Source organism: Cobetia sp. L2A1 (genome assembly GCF_009796845.1).
Taxonomy (GTDB): Bacteria; Pseudomonadota; Gammaproteobacteria; order Pseudomonadales; family Halomonadaceae; genus Cobetia.
Map to the genome: position 1 here is coordinate 264,543 of NZ_CP047025.1, position 17,791 is coordinate 282,333.

Genomic DNA, 17,791 nt, shown 5'->3' on the forward strand with positions numbered 1-17,791 from the left:
AAATTTATCTCCCTGATTGCCTATTCGTTGATAATGGTAACTTATTGAACAAGCTGCGTCGTGAGTTGTCCGTGCGTACGAGCTACGTGAGTGTGATGGAGGTACCGATTCTGCTCGTCCGATCTGTCGCCACATTGCGGGCCATTGGCGCGCAAGAAGTCGGTGTTGCAGCGCTGGTGAGGTAGGCGCTGTGTCGGCTGAGCGCTAAGATGAAGGTCAGTGGCCTATTGAGTGCATGACAATAAAGTTATGCAGCAATCATACAAGACTTATGTGTCAGTCTAGCGCCTTTGACGCGTTTCGCATGAAGAATAGCGAGATAGCGCCTTGCTCGTGGGCTGGCAGGAGATGTCCGCATGTCCCACCGACTTACCGCACTCCGCTTTCTATCGCCCCGCGCTTGTTGGCAAGCGCCGCGTATGGCATTGACTGCTGTCAGCTTGCTGTTGCTGAGCGGCTGTTCTGTATTCGCTCCGCAGGACCCACTCGCGGCTCAAGAAAGTACCGGCCTGCCTGAGGCGTGCATCTTTCCGCGTCAGGGTGATGCGCTTCAGTGGCTACGGGCAGCGACTCAGGTCGTTGAAGCGCGCGGCTATAAAGTGCGCGAGAGCGAGCAGACACTCGGTGTCGTGACCGGCGAACGCAAGGTTGATCAGCCGGGGTTGGGTGCCATCAGTGGTCCCTTCGGTTCTCGTATAGGCCTCTCTGTTGGCTATGGCGTGGCAGCTGGGCGCGGAGTAGGTGTGGGTGTCGGCAACGATGTCTATCGCGATGACCCGGTCAGTTTTGAGCGCATCTCGTTGGTCGCCCCGGACGAGCGTGTCCGGGTGATCCGTGATGAGCAGGTCATCAATCAGGGCGGCTACGTCATCGACGCCCGTTCTCAGAACTTCATGGATGGCTGCCAGCAGATAGAGCGGCAGTTGGCTGCCGCACTTGCAGGCCGTGACCCACGGGAGATTCGCTGATGAAAGTTCGTGTCCTGACACCGCTGCGCCGCATGGCATGCCTTGCGATGGGAGTTGGTCTACTCGTGCTGAGTGGTTGCATGACGCAGCCCACCCACGCACCTGATTCTCGTACCGCTGTCATCGTGCCGAACAGCGGGGCGCTGACCTCGCAGCAGGTGTTCGTCACGCTACTGACGACGCTTGCCGAGCGCGGCTTCATCATTGATCGCGCGGACCCTGATCTGGAACGTCTCGACGCCAGCTTTGCCGCACGTCCGCCGCTGATGCTCGAGGCCTGGGTCAGTGAGGTCGACGGTCAGATTCGTCTCAGTGTCACCGGTGACAGCAATGGTGCCGATATCGCGCCAGGTCGCCTCGATAACCTGCTGGTGGACGTTGCAGTGTCGCTTGACGCCCGCACCGTGCCAGTGATTGGCGTTCCGTGACAAATGGTGGGGTGAGCGGCTGCAGCCGCAAGCAGCGTGCGCCATGCCACTAAGTGCATTGCGCCATCGCCGCTTGGTGTGGCTCGCGCTGACCGCAAGTCTTCTGGTGGGGCTGGTAGCGCTGTTTGCCCTCTGGCATTGGGAGTTTTCACGCGGGGAGCGTGATGCCCGTCAACACGCCGCTACGCGCTTGCATTTCTATGCCAGTACTCTCAATGCCGAGCTGTCACGTTTCCAATGGCTGCCGAACCTCTTGGCGCGGCAGCCGCGCGTGCGTGCCGCTTTTGATGAGGTGGCCTCCAGTCCGCTTGTCTCAGATGATGACGCCAGTGAAAACAGTCTGGACTGGCATCTGCGGCGGGTCGCGCAGGAGTCCGGGGCCGCCGCTATCTTCCTGACCGACAGCCAGGGGCTGACGCTGGCAGCGAGCAACTTCGATCAAGCGGATAGTTTTGTCGGTCATCGTTATGCCTATCGTCCCTACTTCATCGATGCCATTGCGGGCGGGCGCGGTGAATTCTTTGCGGTGGGCAATACCACCGGCCGTCCCGGTTATTTTGTGTCTGCACCCGTCATGGGGGCAGAGAATCAACCGTTGGGCGTGTTGGTGGTCAAGGTCTCGCTGGAGGCGCTTGAGGATACCTGGCGGCAAGCAGGTGAGACGGTGCTGCTCGCGGATGCCAATCGTGTTGTGTTGCTGGCGTCGCGGCGTAGCTGGAAGTATCGCGCACTGGCGGCGCTGACACCCGTTGCGATGAGCAATATCCGCACTCAGCAGCAATTCCGTGGTGCGCCACTGACACCGCTGTCGCGCTCACTCGAAGATGGCAGCCTGGTACTAGGTGATAACGGAGGCGGGCGAGAGGTTGATTCCGCGATGCTCCCCTCTACTGTTGTCGGGCAGCGTTATCTGGATGAGTCCTTGTTCAGTGGGCCTCTCGAATGGCAGCTGCATTTTCTGATGCCATTGCGGCCACTTTATGCCCAGGCGCGCAATGCTGTTCTGGTTGGGCTCATGGCATTGTTTGGTCTCGGTCTGATAGCGCTGTGGATGCGTGAGCGGCAGGCGCGTCTACGCCTGATTCGACGCGAAGCCAATGTCATGCGTGAGATCAATGAGCGGCTCGAGGACCGGGTGGCTGAGCGCTCCCGCGAGCTGGAAGCCACGCGTGATGAGCTGGTGCAAGCCGGCAAGCTGGCGGCACTCGGCACGATGGCTGCGGGCATCGCGCATGAGCTCAATCAGCCACTGGTCGGCATTCGTACCTACGCGGCCAGTGGCAGCAAGTTGCTGGCGCGAGGTGTTTCACTGCCGGAGCAGGCACCTCGCGTTGCCGAGATGGCAGGGGCTAACTTTGCGCGTATCGCTGAGCTGTCTGAACGCCTGGGTGACATGATTCGTCAGCTGCGCGTATTCGTACGCCCTGCTAGCCAGCAGCCTCCGGTACCGTTGGCACTGATGCCGCGAATAGACTTCGCATTGGAGCTACTCGACGCACGGCTATCGCAGCTCGGGATCACGGTCGAGCGCGAGGGGCTCACCGATAGGCTAGAGGTCATCGGTGAGCAGAGACGTCTTGAGCAGCTACTGACCAATCTACTTCGCAATGCGCTGGATGCATTGGATCGTCAGCACGCGGAAGGAGTGATGAGTGAGGCACCACGCTTACGTCTTCGCTGGCAGGCGTGGTCGAATATTGTCTTTTTCGAGGGTCAGGCGGGCGGTTGCCTGCGTATTGAAGACAATGGTCCCGGGATTGATCCGTCGCTGCGCGCCACGTTGTTCGATCCGTTCATCACGACCCGCGAAATTGGCGAAGGCATGGGGATGGGATTGTTCCTGAGCTACGGCATGGCACGAGATCTCGGCGGCGCTCTGCGGCTGGCTGACAATATGGCATCGTCACCACTGCCTTCTTCAGCCTCGTGGCCGCCACCATTGGAAGGCGCTGTCTTTGAGTTGTGGTTGCGCACGCCGGACACCGCGTCGACCGCACTCTTGCGGCGTGACGATGCAGAGCCGATACCCTCGGAGATGTCTTGAGCATGCATGAATTTTCTGACGAATCCGCAGATGGCTTGCGTGGTGATGCACTGCGTACAGATGGCCTTTCTGCGGCAGAGCAGCGCCTGACTCATGACAGTGAATTGACGCGAGAGGCACCCATCTGGCTGGTGGATGATGATCCGGCCGTGCGCGAGTCACTGTCACAATGGTTGGAGCTGGCTGAGCTGTCGCTCCGCTGTTTCAGCCGTGGAGAGGTGCTGCTGGAGGCGCTGGCCGCCGGTGAGCCGGTCAGTGTGGTAATCAGCGATATTCGCATGCCGGGCATGGATGGCATGACGCTGCTCTCTCGACTTGCGCTCGCCGCACCGGAGTTGCCGGTATTGATGATGACGGGCCACGGCGATATCGCCACGGCGGTAACGGCCATGCAAAGAGGCGCTCGCGACTTCATCGAGAAGCCGTTCGACCCGGAGGCGCTTGAGCTGAAGCTGCGCCAGGCGCTGGCAGGACGCCGCTTGAGCGACGAAAACCAGCGCCTGCGCCGCCGCCTGAGTGTCCGGGGCCTGAGCGGCCTGCTCCGTGGCGAGAGTCCGAAGATACGCCAGCTGCGTGACCAGTTGCTGGAGTTGCGCGGCCGCCCGGCGCGTCTCTGGATCACGGGTGAGCCCGGTAGCGGGCGCACGGCAACGGCGCTCGCGCTGGCCGAACACGCTGCACCACATGCGACCGCCCACTCTGAGCCCGCGCGCAATGATGGCAGCGTGGCGGAACACGTGCTGTTGGCCAAGGTGGAGTGCCGTTTGCTGGCCGGTGATGAGCGAGGTGCTCAGGCACTGTCAGATGCCATTGATGAAGCTCTGGCAGCGGCACCTGATGCCACGACGCTGCTGTTGCATGAAGTCAGTGGTCTGACGGATGAGCAGTGGCAGGGACTGGAAGGCTGGTTGGCGACTCAGCCCCATGCCGGGCGCCAGTCGCCTCGACTGGTATGCAGTGCCAGCCATGGCGTGAGTGATCTGACGGCCAGTAGCGCCGTGGGTCTGACGCTGGGACACGCACTGGCTGACATCGAGTTGAGTACTCCGCCGCTGCGTGAACGACGTGAGGATATCCCGTTGTTGATGGCGCATTTCAGTCGTCAGGCAGCAGAGGTGCATCAGGTGCCAGAGGTGTCCTTTGCTGCAGGAGAGCTTGCGACGATGATGGCGGCTGATTGGCCCGGCAATCTGTGGCAGCTTCGTCAGCTGGCCAGTCGACGAGTGGTGTTGGGTGAGAGTGCGCCTACCCCGAAGACCAGCGGAGGGGAGCATGACGAGGAGGATGAGTCGACTGGGCTTGCCGCTGAGGTGGCACTATTTGAGGCGACACTGATTCGCGCTGCTCTTCAGCGCGCACGCGGCAATATCGCACTGGTACTGGAGGAATTGGCATTGCCGCGACGAACGCTGAATCTCAAGATGCACAAATATGGATTGCGTCGTGACAGCTTTCGCCAAGGTGGCGATACCTCGGGAGAGTGATGCATCTGCCTATGTTATAAGGTAACGTTTTGTGCCAGTCGTTTCGTGAACATCATCGCCGTCGGACGTGATTCCTTCTCGTCTCTTCCCCTTTCCTGAATTCTTTCATTCGTCCTGCTCGGAGTCTTTCGATGTCTGTTGCTGTCTATCGCAACGCCTGCATGGCGTTGCTGTTGCCCTTGCTGACGATCGCCTTGCTGGGCGTCAGTCAGCCGGCGGCTGCGCACCCTCATGGTTGGGTCGATCTGCGTGTCACCTTGCGTCTCGATGATCAGGGGCGGGCGGTTGCCCTGCGTCAGTACTGGTTGCTTGATCCGTTCTATAGCCTGACCCTGCGCCAGGAGCTGGCGGCGCTTGAGGACGACTCCAGCATGGAGCAGCGCCTCGATGCCTTGGGCAACGAGATTCTCGCCAATCTCTCGCAATTTGAGTATTACACCCATGTCACCCTGGATGGCGCACCAGTCGCGCTGGGAAAGGCGAACAACCAGACCACCTGGCTCAAGGGCGAGCGGGTCGCTTTCCAGATGGAGTTGCCGCTGGACAAACCTATCCCCATGGCAGGGCATACGCTCAGCTATCGCATCTATGACCCCACTTATTACATTGAGATTCTGCACGACCCGGATGCCATCGCCATCAAGGAGGGACTGGTCATCAGTGGGCTGGAATCACAGGCTTCGCCATTGAACTGTACGCCGAGCATCAAGCCCGCGGATCCTGATCCCCAGAAGGTGGCGGAGGCGTCGATGCTGGATATCAATGCCACTGCACCGATGGATCTTGGTCAATATTTCGCCGAAGTCGGCAGTGTGCATTGCGAGGCCACTCAATGAGTCATGGGTCGGAAGATTCCAGTGGTCTGGCAGATGTCAAAAGTCTCAAGGGCATGCGCGACAGTCTCATGAAGCCTGCCTCTTCTCGCGGTCGCCAATGGGCAGGAGTGTTGGCGATAGCCTGTGGCCTGGTCGTGCTGGGCATGCTGGTGTGGCCGAGTCTGGTGCAGGGCTGGGGGGAGGCGTTGGGTTGGATATTCGCTGAGCAATCGCGCTTCCAACGCTCGCTGGGTCGTGCCATGAGCGAGCTGGCTGCTCATCCAGGCACGCCCTGGGCATTGATCGGTATCTCCTTCACCTATGGTGTGCTGCATGCCGCGGGTCCCGGGCATGGCAAGGTCGTCATCAGCACTCTGCTGGCCAGTCAGCCGGTGGCCCGTCGTCGCGCGTTGTGGTTGTCGCTGTTGGCAGCATTGATGCAAGGCGTCAGTGCACTGGCGCTGGTCGGACTGGGGGCTGGATTGCTCGGTTGGGCCGGGCGTGAGGTGCTCGGGCAGGTCGAGAAGGTCACGCTACTCAGTCACATCGGCGTGCTGTTGCTGGGGGTGTTGCTGATACTGCGCGCGGCCCGCGGATGTTGGCGAGCGGCTCGGCTCTCTGCGCAGGCGTCTGCACAGAATCGTGCACAAGATCATTCGCACGGTCACTCTCACGGACATTTGCACGATCACGACCATTCAAACAGTCACTCGCATGATCCTTCTCACGACCACGACCACGACCATACACATAGCCACTCGCACGACCACGACTGTGGCTGTGGGCATGCGCATGGTGTGACGGCAGAGCAGGCCAGCGGTGATTGGCGCACCATGGGAATGGCAGTGCTGGCCATCGGGCTGCGACCGTGTTCCGGTGCGATTCTGGTCTTGTTGGCAGCACTGGCGCTGGGCATGGTCGGCAGTGGCGTGCTTGCTGTGTTGGCAATGTCGCTGGGTACGGCGCTTACGGTGGGGAGTGTCGCGATGGCAACCCTTCTCATGAAAGCCAGCGGCCGTCTAGCGGCGGCGGGTGCACGTCTGGGCAAGGAGGGCGGCAACTCACGTTCTGACTTGCGCCGCTGGCCCTGGGCTGGGCTGATCGGATTGGTGGGTGGCATCATCATCAGCGTATTCGGCGCCTTGCTGGTGGCCAGCAGCCTCAAGGCCATGGAGTCGCCGACCGGTCGAGGTGCCTCGCCGTTCGGGCTTCCGGCACAGGGTGCGTCAGCCCCCATTGTCTCCGAACCACTCGCTTCCCAGCCACTCTCGTCGACATCGCTTGTTCCTGGCGCGGCGTCAGGCGAGCGTTCGTCATTTACCAGCTCTTCATCCTCAGAGGAGGAGGTGTCACGGTGATCCCGCCAGTGGTACGGCAATGACAGAGAGTCGCGATACTTTCATCGACAGAGACGGGGCCCTTGTGGGCCCCGTCTCTGTTTTTCGATGGCAAAAGCTTGCCGCAAGAGCCGTCAGCAAGGGGCTGGTGACAAGACATGGCCAGTGGCTTGGCCAGCAGGAATAGCTTGGCTAGAAGGAATAGCTCGGCAGCTCGGCAATCCTCATGCGTAGCGTATCAATCAGCACCGTCAGTGCTTCGCTATCGTAGGCTTCCGGACGGCCTACGCCCCACACCGGGCCCGGCCAGGTGGCATCATCGCTGCTGCGGGCGATCACGTGCACGTGCAGCTGCGAGACGACATTGCCCAGCGTGCCAATGTTGAGTTTCTCGCCGCCACTGACCTGCATCAGCAGCTCGCCCAGCAACGTGGTTTCATGCCACAGCTGGTTCTGGGAGGTACTGTCCAGCTCATAGACCTCTCGGATATCGGCACGTCGTGGAATCATCATCAGCCAGGGATAGCGCGAATCATTCATCAGACGCACGCTGCAAAGTGCCAGATCGGCCACGAAGTGAGTGTCTGCTTCCAGTCTTGAGTGCAGGTAGAAATCGTTCATCGTTTCTCCTCTATATCGCGATGCTGTCGGGCGTCGGGACGTGCCATCAGTTCTGCCAGCAATCCTTTCAGCTATACGTCTGACTGCCGTCAGTGTGACCAAACCGGCAGAATCCTGCCACTTTGATGAATCCTCTGCGTCGACTCAGCGCTGACGCAATGCCCCCATCGCCACATACCGCGGGCGGCCATGACTTGCTAGTCTTCAATCGAGACGGAGCACGCGCCTGACAACGTCCAGCCGCCAGCGCAGCAGTGCCATCGTGTTTCACCACTTCCAACAATAAATGCCAAGCCTGCGTCCCGGCAGGTTCGCCAAGGAGTCATTCCATGCAAAAGCGCCAGTTCCTCAAGGCCGGTCTCGGTCTCGCCATCGCAGCCTCTCTTGGTCTCAGTGCCGTAGCCCAGGCGGAAGGCAGTTACATCATGGGTACCGCCACCACTGGCGGCACCTTCTATCCGGTCGGGGTGGCACTGTCCACGCTGATCAAGGTCAAGCTTGAGCCGACCAACGGCATTTCAGTCTCTGCGATCTCGTCTGCCGGGTCCGGTGAGAATCTCAAGCTGATGGATGAAGATCAGGCTCAGTTCGGCATCATCCAGGGCCTCTATGGCGCCTGGGCATGGAATGGCACTCCGCCGGTCAACAAGGCGCACAAGAACCTGCGTAGCATCTCGATGCTGTGGCAGAACGTCGAGCACTTCGTGGCACGCAATGATGAAGTCAAGACCGGCACCATCGATGACATGACCAACTTCTACGGTGAAAGCTTCTCGATCGGCAAGAAGAACTCCGGTACTGAAGGCTCTGGTCTCTACATCCTTGATCAGCTGGGCGTGGATACCAGCAAGATCAACCTGGCCTACATGGGTTACGGCCCGAGCGCCGATGCCATGCAGAACGGCAATATCGATGGCATGAATATCCCCGCCGGCGCACCGGCCTCCGCCGTGACACGTGCTTACGCCAACCTGGGTGACGAGATCACCACACTGGACTTCACCGCAGAGCAGCTGGCCAAGGTCAATTCCGAGTTCGAGCTGTGGACACCTTACGAAATTGCCGCTGACACCTATCCGGGTCAGACCAAGGCGATCAATACCATTGCCCAGCCGAACATCCTGGTCGTGCGTGATGATGTCTCCGAAGAAGACGTCTATCAGATCACCAAGACCATGTACGAGAACCTGCCGTTCTTGAACAACATCCACCCGGCCACCAAGGCGATGGCGCTGGACAAGGCCATCGTGGGCTTGCCGTTGCCGCTGCATCCGGGCGCTGCGCGCTACTTCAAGGAACAGGGCATCGAGATTCCGGCACGTCTGATTGCCGAGTGATCCTTGCCTGACGGCTGTTTTAACGGCTGAACCTGCCTTCATCGGTTGCTTTCTGAGCATTCGGTGAGGGCAGGGCAGTCGTCACATACCTTTCGGCGAGTGGCGCCACGCATTTTTGGCAGTACGCCGCCGGACTCGCAAGACATGCTTATCAATGAGCCCTCATTCACGAGGGCGTATTGATAAGCCATATCCAATAACCATTGCCGGCCTGATGCCAGAGCAATGCATACGAGTCTGATGCTCAGGCTCAAGCATCAGCATTGAGACCCGCTCTACCTTCGCAAGCCTGCGCGTACATCGTTAAGTCGATGCTTCGCCTTCGCTGCCTGAACCTGTCCCGAGGCACCGCCATGCATGATTCTCGCTCGCCAGAGCCTTCCCACTCTCCTGATATTTCGTCTGATGTGCCGGATCTTTCCGGTGTGCGTGACGAGTCCGCCGAAGCCGCACCGTGGCGTATGGATTTGCCCTGGTTGGGGCGTGCCGTCTTCGTGCTCTCCATTGTCATATGCTTCGCACACCTGTACTTCAACACGCTTTCTACCCTGTCGGAGCTATGGGTCAGTGCGCTGCACTTCGGCCTGTTTGGCCTGTTGTGCGCGCTGACCATCCCGATGCTCACGCCTGCGAGTGATAGTGGCAAGCGCTGGGTGCTAGGCGTAGATATCGTGCTCGGGCTGGCGGCATTGGCGTGTGGGCTGTATCTGATCGGCTTTGAGGATGCGCTCTATGATCGCGGTGTGGTGTTCTCCACTGCTGATTGGGTGGTCTCCATCGTCGCTGTCGGTCTGATTCTTGAGTTCGCACGCCGCACCACCGGCTGGTTCATTCCGGTGCTGTGTCTGATCGCGCTGACCTACGTGGCCTGGTGGGGCAAGTATGTCGGCGGCGTATTCAACTTCCCGGGCCTGACCTGGGAGACAGTGCTGTTCAGAAGCTTCATCGGTGGCGAAGGGATGCTGGGGTCGATTGCACGCATCTCCTGGTCCTTCGTGTTCATGTTCATCCTGTTCGGCGCCTTCCTGGTCAAGTCCGGTGCAGGTGACTTCATCATTGATCTGGCGCGCTGCGCGGCGGGTCGATTCAAGGGTGGCCCGGGCTTCGTGGCCGTGTTCGCCTCTGGCCTGATGGGATCGGTGTCCGGTTCCAGTGTCGCCAATACGGTTTCTACCGGTGTGATAACGATTCCCCTGATGCAGCGTGCGGGCTTCCCTGCGCGCTTCGCGGCAGGCGTTGAGGCTGCAGCCTCTACCGGTGGCCAGCTGATGCCGCCCGTCATGGGCGCAGGCGCCTTCATCATGGCGTCTTACACTCAAGTGCCTTATCTGACCATCGTCGGCGTGGCAGCATTGCCGGCACTGCTCTACTTCCTGTCTGTCGCGATGTTCGTGCGTATCGAAGCCAAGCGTTCTGACGCCACGGCGCTGGATGATCCTGAAGGTCCGCGTCTCAAGGACGTGTTGAAGGATGGCTGGCACTACCTGGCGCCGCTGGTGGTGCTGGTGGGCGCGCTGATCTACGGCTTCACACCGACCTATGCCGCCGGTATCGCGATCCTGTCTGTCATCGTGGCCTCGTGGCTGTCGAAGAACCCGATGAAGGTCGCTGATATTCTTGATGCCATGCTGTCCGGCGTGCGCAACATGACAACGACGGCGGTGCTGTTGATTACTGTCGGACTGATCGTCAATGTCGTGTCTACCACCGGTATTGGCAATATCTTCTCGTTGATGATCACCGATTGGGCCGGCGGTAGCCTGCTGATCACCATCATTCTGGTGGCATTGGCTTCGTTGATTCTGGGAATGGGCTTGCCGGTGACGGCGTCCTATATCGTGCTGGCGACTCTGTCTGCGCCGGCACTGTATAACTTGATCGCTCATTCTCAGCTGGTGGACTTGCTTGCAGCAGGTAACCTGCCGGATCAGGCCAAGGCGATCTTCATGCTGGCGGCCCCTGACAAATTGGACCTGCTGGGCGCACCGATGAACATGGATGCGGCGCGTGAGTTGCTGGCACTGGTGCCGGATACCTTCCAGAGTCAGCTGTATGAGCAGGCGCTGTCGCCCCATGCTCTGGCCATGGCGCTGGTAAGTGCCCACATGATCATCTTCTGGCTGTCTCAGGATTCCAACGTGACACCGCCGGTGTGTCTGACCGCCTTCGCGGCCGCCGCGATTGCCAAGACGCCACCGATGAAGACGGGGCTGACGGCCTGGAAGATTGCCAAGGGGCTGTATATCGTGCCGCTGCTGTTCGCATGGAGTCCGCTGATTTCAGGGGACATCGGCGAGATGCTGACGGTCTTCGTGTTCGCGCTGTTCGGTATCTACGCTATCGTGGCGGGCATGGAAGGCTATCTCGAGCATGAGTTGCCGTGGTGGCTACGTCTGGCCATGTTCCCGCTGGGTGCACTGATGCTGTGGCCGCATGACATGCTGGCAGTGGATCTGGGCGGATTGGCCGTCTTCCTGTTGGTGCTGACGTATAGTGTTCGTCAGAGCAATCGGCAGGCAGCGCTGGCGCACTGATTCTCTGGCGCGTCACATGATCGATAGGAAAGACTGATTGATACGGTATGCACGATGCCCGGCATCACTTTCCCTCATCAGGGGCAGTGATGCCGGGCATCGTGCGCTTGGGACACCATTGGTGAATGTTCATTTCATGCTTGGACAAGGAAGATATGCATGGCATCTGAAGTTGCAGGCTTGGCGGTGGGGTTGGATGTCGGTAGTGTTCTGGCGCTGATTGCGCTGGGCGGTGTTGCCGGGTTCATCAATGTGCTGTCTGCTGGCGGCTCGATGCTGACGCTGCCGCTGTTGATGTTCCTGGGGCTGCCACCAGCGCAGGCCAACGCTACCAATCGGGTCGCGATTGCGTTGCAGAGTGCCACCGCCACTAGCACTTTCCTGCGTGCTGGCGCGCACAACATGGGTGTCGCCTGGCGGCTGGCGTTACCGGCAGTGGTAGGCGCCATGTTGGGTGCCTGGATGGCGACGCGTATCAGTGCCGAGGCATTCGAGAGTGTGCTGATCGTGGTGATGGTGGTGTGTTCGGTATTGATGCTGTTGCCGACCCCGACACTCGATACCCGCGAGCTGACGAAGGAGCGCATCACGCCGACCGTTCTGGTCGCGATGTTCGGCATCGGCATCTATGGTGGCTTCATTCAGGTCGGCGTCGGGGTGCTGTTTATCGTAGTGCTCTATCGGTTGCTACGAATCGATCTCACGCAGGTAAATGTCTTCAAGGTCTTCATCGTACTGATGTACACCCTGCCTGCATTGGCGGTGTTCGTGCTTGATGGACAGGTACGCTGGGCCTTCGGGCTGGTGCTGGCGCTCGGCAACATGAGTGGTGCTTTCCTGGGTGCGCGGGTCAACATGAGTCCGGCAGGCGCACGCTGGGTCAAATGGCTGACGGTGGCGGTGATTTTCATTATCGTGTTGCGTCTCTTGCTGACCTGATTCGCCTTGCCCGCCGATCTGCTCCTTGTCGTCTACAGACCTTGTGCCTGACTCGGAGTAAGCTCGCAGTATTTGAACGTCTGGTACTCTCGCGACATACCGGTAGCAGCACACAGACAACCGTTTATCACGATGCCGTCATGAGTTGTTACGGCGCCCCTCTTTTTTCATTGTTCAGGAGTCTTCACTCATGCAAGCCATGGTCATCGAGCAGTACGGCGGTCCCGAGGTGTTTGTAGAGCGCGAGGTGGATACACCAACCCCAGGGCGTGGTCAGGTACGCATCAAGGTGGTGGCCTCTAGCATCAACCCTATCGAGACCAAGCTGCGCAGCGGACTGGTCAAGTCACATCCTGATTTTCCAGCCATTCTCAACGGTGATGTGGCAGGCGTGATTGATGCCATCGGGGAAGGCGTGAGTGACTTCTCGGTCGGTGACGAGGTGTTGGGTTGTGCTGGTGGGGTGAAGGGCTGGCAGGGCGCACTGGCTGATTTCATGATTGCCGATACGCGTGTCATCGTGAAGCGCCCGAGTCTTGCGGCACTGACGCTGGAAGAGTGTGCAGCACTGCCATTGGTCTTCTTGACCGCTTGGGTGGCGCTGGTCTCGCGCAGTCAGATCAAGGAAGGCGAGAATGTACTGATTCACGCCGGTACCGGTGGGGTAGGTCATGTTGCCATCCAGATTGCCAAGTATCTGGGCGCGAAGGTCACCACGACGGTCTCCAGCGATGAAAAGGCCGAATTGGCGCGCCAACTGGGTGCCGATGAAGTCATCAACTATCGTGAAGAAACCGTCAGCGAATATGTGGCACGCCTGACCTCTGGTCGTGGTTTTGATCTGGTTTTCGACACCGTAGGTGGTGATAACCTCGACCGCTCCATCGAGGCGACCGCCACCTCGGGTCGTCTATGCTCCATCAACACCCGTTCGACGCATGACTTGAGTCAGTTACATGCCAAGAACCTGTCACTGCATGTCATCTTCCGCTCCATACCGCTACTGACGGGGATTGGCATGGATGACCAGCCTGCATTGCTCAACGCGCTGAGCGAGATGCTGGAAGCCGGCGCGGTGCGTCCGCTACTCGACGAGCATCAGTTCAGCTTCCGTGATATTGCCAAGGCACACGCACTGATTGAATCAGGCGACGCACTGGGCAAGATCCTGCTGGTGAATCGCTGAGATCTGGCACCTTTGGGCTGCCGAGCTGTCATAACAGCGTTGAACATTGATCAGGGACTGGCATGATGCACGTGACTCGCTTGATGATTGTCGCGCTATTGGTGGCAAGCGTGGCCTTGACGGGCTGCAATACGGTGGCCGGTTTCGGCAAGGATCTCGAGCATCTAGGCGGGAAGATCGATAACGCGGCCAGCTGAGTCCAGCTCCATGTCTCGACACACCTGTTGAACAGAGGAATACCTATGCGACGATTCATGATGATGACCGGCTCTGCACTCCTGTTCAGCCTGTTTCTTGGTGGCTGCAATACCGTGGAAGGCTTTGGGCAAGATCTCGAGCATCTGGGTGGTTCAATCGAAAATTCTGCCAGTTGATGAGGCTGGGGGAAGGGTAGTGTGCTGATGATGCTGGGCGGGGCATCCCCCTCGAGATGAATAAAACATGAACTCGGCCCCCTTGAAAGCCAGCAGGCTGGCCCAAGATATCTATTGCTGGCACGTGTTATGGCGTGCCGAACGACAGAATTCATGATATTCATCACGACAGAGCATTGATGGCGAATATCGCTTTCGATGTTCACGCAAAGGAGCATGGCCATGACTCGCACCATCGCACTGATTTTCGCGTCTTTCTTCACTCTGGCGGCGCTGTCTGGCTGCAACACCGTTGATGGGGCCGGGCAGGATGTCGAGCATGCCGGTGAAGCGGTTCAGGACGCGGCCCAATAACGACAGCTGCTTTACCGCATCACCCACGCTGCCCATCAGGCACGCTGTCGGTGAAGCTACGATGAAAACGCTCGGCTCTTTAGCCGGGCGTTTTTGTGTCTGAATCTCCGTCCACCCCCTCTTCTCTGCAATGAAAGGTCGCTCCTCATGGATCATCGTCAGCTAGGCTTTCTGGTCGCCCTGGCCAGTGAACGCCATTTTGGACGAGCGGCGCGGGTCTGCCATGTCACCCAGCCGACACTATCGGCGCGCCTCAAGCAGCTTGAAGAGGAATTGGGAACGGCGCTGGTCATCCGTGGACATCGTTTTGAAGGTTTTACGCCGGAAGGGGAGCGCGTCCTGACGCATGCCCGGCGCATTCTGGCCGAGCTGGATGAGCTAAAGGGAGACTTGGCGCCAGGTGCCGTCCTGACTGGGCGCTTGACGCTGGGCGTGGTGCCGTCGGCACTCGGCGCAGTGGGCGATTTTCTGCCGCGACTGCGTGAGGCCTATCCTCAATTGTCATTGCGACTGCGTGAGCTATCTACCTCATCGCTGGCGCAGGGGTTGGAGGATGGCGAGCTGGATCTTGCGGTCGGCTATCCTGCTGCTCCCGCGATGAGTAGCTTTGCCTGTCGACCGTTGTATCAGGAGCACTCGGCGCTGATTGCCAGTCGGGAGCATTTCAGTTTGCCGACTGCACCTGAATGGGGCTGCCTGCGTGACTATCCATTGGTACTGCTGACGCCAGAGATGCAGCAACGGCGTCGACTCAATCAGCAGTTTGAGCGACTGGGCCTGCGCCCGTCGCCATTACTGGAGGCGAACTCGATTGCCGCTCTGGGCGTGATGCTGGAGGCTGGATTGGGTGTCAGTGTACTGGCAGAGGGGTTGGCGGATGCACGGTTAGGCAAGAATCTGGTTGCTCAGCGCTTGCCTGGCGATGGCGAGACAGTAGGTCTCCTGTGGCGTGCAGGCCAGCAGCGCAGTCGGCGTCTGTCAGCGGTACTGGAGTTGCTGCGCTAGGTGAAGCCTGCCTCCTCGTCAGAAGCCCGGATGCACACTCATGGACAGACCTGAAAAAACCACCCCATCTTCACAGGGTGGTTTTTTGATGAGGGTCAGAGGCGATCAGGAGGCTTCAGCTCTTCTTGTTGCCCTTGAGCGCAGCGAGACGTGCCGCATCGCGTTGCTGCTGCTTGGCTTCACGGCGGGCCTGCATCTGTGCGACGGCATCCATCCCCAGGTGCGCTTCGCCGCGTTCACGCGCGAGCTGAATCTGGTTTTCGCGCTCGGCAAAGCGCTTCTTCTGTGCGTCACTCTGTGTGTGATAGCAGCGCGGACAGCTGACACCTTTCTGGTATAGCTCGCTCTGCTGATCTTCGGCGGTGATCGGCAGGCGGCAGGCATGGCACTGGTCGTACTGGCCGGGGCGCAACTGATGATCAACGGTGACACGTTCATCAAAGACGAAGCATTCCCCGCGCCACAGGGTATCCGCCTCCGGCACATCCTCAAGGTACTTCAGAATGCCGCCCTTGAGGTGATAGACCTCATCGAAGCCCTGCTCCTTGAGGTAGGCCGTCGATTTCTCACAGCGAATGCCTCCGGTACAGAACATCGCTACCTTGCGGTGCTTCTGCGGGTCCAGCTCGCGCGACACATATTCGGGAAAGTCGCGGAAAGCGGTGGTGTTCGGGTTGACGGCACCTTCAAACGTCCCCACTTCCACTTCGTAGTCGTTGCGCGTGTCGATCAGCAGTACTTCTGGATCAGAAATCAGCGCATTCCAGTCTTTCGGCTCTACATAGGTACCGACGGTATGGCGCGGATCGATTCCCTCGACGCCCATGGTCACGATCTCTCGCTTGAGCTTGACCTTGGCACGCAGGAAAGGCGCCTGCTCGGTCAGTGACTGCTTGGTATCGAGCTCCGCCAGCCGCGGGTCGGCGGTCAGCCATCCGAGCAGTGCATCGACACCCGCGCGTGAGCCGGAGACCGTGCCATTGATGCCTTCACGTGCCAGCAGCAGAGTGCCGCGAATATTGTGCTCATCCATGACAGCCAGCAGTGGGTCGCGCAATGCCTCGAAGTCTTCAAGTGCGACGAACTTGTAGAGTGCGCAGACCACGTGGGCAGGTACCAGTGGACTGGGGCGCGGGGCAGAGTCTGGAGTCACAGGTGTCATGTCGGTCATGCGGATAGTGTCCTCGTGCGAGCCGAATCGTAAATCCGGAGCAGGATGGTGAAAACGTTGCCCTGCAGTCAGGGCAATCACAGTGTTGCTAAAGACGTGGCGGTATATTTTACGCGACTCACGCGGGGATTTCCTGTGTGAGGTCAAACGAATACTACGGCGTGTTGGCGCATGGTATGAGTACGCGGTGGTAGTTTCATTGAGGGTGTCTATCAATAAGCGATAAGGCTCAATTGGTCACGATCGATGCATGACCCTAGAATATTCCCAATTAGCGTGGCGCATGTCTGAGGTATTCCACGGCAATGCGATAGGTAACGGAGTGCTTTAATGAGTGATTTACTCTATCAAGATGCGATGGGTCATCCATCCGCTGTCAGCCGTCAGTCTGAAATGGGTTATCAGGATGCCCGTGATCTGCCGCTACGCGAGCTGGAAGGGCCATTGGAGCTGCCCGTGAGTCTGGCGCTCAATGACACGCCGATGGGCACGCTACTGGCCAGTCCTGAAGCGCTTGAGCCCCTCGCGCTTGGCCATGCCTTTACGGCAGGTTGGATCACGCGACGGGATGACGTCACGGCGATCCATCTGTCGCGCTTGCGGCACGGTCTCGCCGTTCGTCTTGATGTCAGTGAGTCACTGGCACGCAATGGCGCTCATCACCAGCGTCGCGAGAGTTCTGTTTCCAGTTGTGGCGCTTGTGGCGTGCAGGATGAAGCCGAGTTGATGGCGGGACTGACCCGCTTGTCGCCACGCGCGGCGCTGTCACCTGTGGCACTTGTGCGCGGGCTTGAGAGGCTTGATCGCGCATCGCGACGCGGCATGCATCTAGCGCTTGGTTTGGCCGCAGATGGGTCGCTGACAGCGCAGGGTGCGGACATCGGTCGTCATAACGCCTTGGATCGTGTCATCGGTATGAGTCTCGATAGCGGCATCTGGCCAGAAGCGTTGCTGGTCTCCAGTCGCTGCAGTCTGGAGCTGGTACAGAAGACCATCCGCGCACGCATCCCCACACTGGTGACGCTGGCGGTACCGTCACGGCTGGCGGTGGAAACCGCACGCGCCTGTGATCTCAACTTGATCTGTGCTCATCGTGGTCAGCGCCTGGAATTGTTGAGTGGTCATGTTGACGGTCGCCATCTCGACTAGGGCGTCTATCAGTGTCGTTGATGGTTCCCACCTGCTCACTCCTGC

17 protein-coding genes are annotated in these 17,791 nt (G+C 59.3%); 15 read left to right on the forward strand and 2 right to left on the reverse strand.

Going from position 1 to position 17,791, the window contains the following annotated elements; genetic code table 11:
- Nucleotides 1–356: 356 nt before the first annotated feature.
- The 6 genes from GQR90_RS01230 to GQR90_RS01255 all read left to right on the forward strand — a co-directional run bounded on the left by GQR90_RS01230 (nt 357) and on the right by GQR90_RS01255 (nt 7,097).
- On the forward strand, nt 357–968 hold the full coding sequence (locus GQR90_RS01230) for a hypothetical protein (protein ID WP_158772551.1): 612 nt from the start codon (nt 357–359) through the stop codon (nt 966–968).
- Nucleotides 968–1,396, forward strand: coding sequence for a hypothetical protein (locus GQR90_RS01235; protein WP_158772552.1), 429 nt, complete (start codon nt 968–970; stop codon nt 1,394–1,396). Before GQR90_RS01230 ends, GQR90_RS01235 begins: the two co-directional genes overlap by 1 nt.
- Before the next feature lie 43 nt (nt 1,397–1,439).
- Nucleotides 1,440–3,440, forward strand: a complete 2,001-nt coding sequence (locus GQR90_RS01240; RefSeq protein WP_158772553.1) for a sensor histidine kinase — start codon at nt 1,440–1,442, stop codon at nt 3,438–3,440.
- Between the two features lie 2 nt (nt 3,441–3,442).
- The gene (locus GQR90_RS01245; protein WP_158772554.1) at nt 3,443–4,924 is read left to right on the forward strand and encodes a sigma-54-dependent transcriptional regulator; all 1,482 of its coding nucleotides are present in this window, start codon (nt 3,443–3,445) and stop codon (nt 4,922–4,924) included.
- Nucleotides 4,925–5,055: 131 nt separating this feature from the next.
- A complete protein-coding gene (locus tag GQR90_RS01250; protein WP_233266380.1) occupies nt 5,056–5,760 on the forward strand; it encodes a DUF1007 family protein in 705 nt (234 codons plus the stop codon).
- Complete coding sequence (locus tag GQR90_RS01255; protein WP_199269454.1) at nt 5,757–7,097, forward strand: nickel/cobalt transporter; 1,341 nt, start codon at nt 5,757–5,759, stop codon at nt 7,095–7,097. The genes GQR90_RS01250 and GQR90_RS01255 overlap by 4 nt, the downstream gene beginning before the upstream one ends.
- Before the next feature lie 171 nt (nt 7,098–7,268).
- Here the strand turns inward: GQR90_RS01255 and GQR90_RS01260 are convergent, their stop codons facing one another.
- Nucleotides 7,269–7,697 (reverse strand): HIT domain-containing protein, encoded by a 429-nt coding sequence (locus GQR90_RS01260; RefSeq protein ID WP_158772555.1) that lies wholly within the window; start codon nt 7,695–7,697, stop codon nt 7,269–7,271.
- Nucleotides 7,698–8,026: 329 nt separating this feature from the next.
- On the opposite strand from GQR90_RS01260, the gene GQR90_RS01265 reads away from it, so the two are divergent.
- The 8 genes from GQR90_RS01265 to GQR90_RS01300 all read left to right on the forward strand — a co-directional run bounded on the left by GQR90_RS01265 (nt 8,027) and on the right by GQR90_RS01300 (nt 15,426).
- Entirely contained in the window at nt 8,027–9,034 is a 1,008-nt protein-coding gene (locus GQR90_RS01265; RefSeq protein WP_158772556.1) for a TAXI family TRAP transporter solute-binding subunit, read from the forward strand.
- A 461-nt stretch (nt 9,035–9,495) separates the two neighbouring features.
- Nucleotides 9,496–11,568 (forward strand): TRAP transporter permease, encoded by a 2,073-nt coding sequence (locus GQR90_RS01270; protein ID WP_199269512.1) that lies wholly within the window; start codon nt 9,496–9,498, stop codon nt 11,566–11,568.
- Nucleotides 11,569–11,727: 159 nt separating this feature from the next.
- On the forward strand, nt 11,728–12,507 hold the full coding sequence (locus GQR90_RS01275) for a sulfite exporter TauE/SafE family protein (protein ID WP_158772558.1): 780 nt from the start codon (nt 11,728–11,730) through the stop codon (nt 12,505–12,507).
- 190 nt (nt 12,508–12,697) lie between these two features.
- Nucleotides 12,698–13,693, forward strand: coding sequence for a zinc-dependent alcohol dehydrogenase family protein (locus GQR90_RS01280; protein WP_158772559.1), 996 nt, complete (start codon nt 12,698–12,700; stop codon nt 13,691–13,693).
- A 62-nt stretch (nt 13,694–13,755) separates the two neighbouring features.
- Entirely contained in the window at nt 13,756–13,890 is a 135-nt protein-coding gene (locus GQR90_RS01285) for an entericidin A/B family lipoprotein (protein WP_158772560.1), read from the forward strand.
- 45 nt (nt 13,891–13,935) lie between these two features.
- Nucleotides 13,936–14,067, forward strand: a complete 132-nt coding sequence (locus GQR90_RS01290) for an entericidin A/B family lipoprotein (protein ID WP_158772561.1) — start codon at nt 13,936–13,938, stop codon at nt 14,065–14,067.
- A 222-nt stretch (nt 14,068–14,289) separates the two neighbouring features.
- Nucleotides 14,290–14,421 carry an entericidin A/B family lipoprotein gene (locus tag GQR90_RS01295; RefSeq protein WP_158772562.1) on the forward strand — a complete coding sequence of 44 codons (132 nt, stop codon included), beginning with the start codon at nt 14,290–14,292 and terminating at the stop codon, nt 14,419–14,421.
- 147 nt (nt 14,422–14,568) lie between these two features.
- The gene (locus tag GQR90_RS01300) at nt 14,569–15,426 is read left to right on the forward strand and encodes a LysR family transcriptional regulator (protein ID WP_158772563.1); all 858 of its coding nucleotides are present in this window, start codon (nt 14,569–14,571) and stop codon (nt 15,424–15,426) included.
- 115 nt (nt 15,427–15,541) lie between these two features.
- On the opposite strand, the gene trhO is transcribed toward GQR90_RS01300, so the two are convergent.
- Complete coding sequence (trhO, locus tag GQR90_RS01305; RefSeq protein ID WP_158775221.1) at nt 15,542–16,588, reverse strand: oxygen-dependent tRNA uridine(34) hydroxylase TrhO; 1,047 nt, start codon at nt 16,586–16,588, stop codon at nt 15,542–15,544.
- Between the two features lie 339 nt (nt 16,589–16,927).
- On the opposite strand from trhO, the gene GQR90_RS01310 reads away from it, so the two are divergent.
- The gene (locus tag GQR90_RS01310; protein WP_158772564.1) at nt 16,928–17,746 is read left to right on the forward strand and encodes a formate dehydrogenase accessory sulfurtransferase FdhD; all 819 of its coding nucleotides are present in this window, start codon (nt 16,928–16,930) and stop codon (nt 17,744–17,746) included.
- The last annotated feature ends 45 nt before the right edge of the window (nt 17,747–17,791 follow it).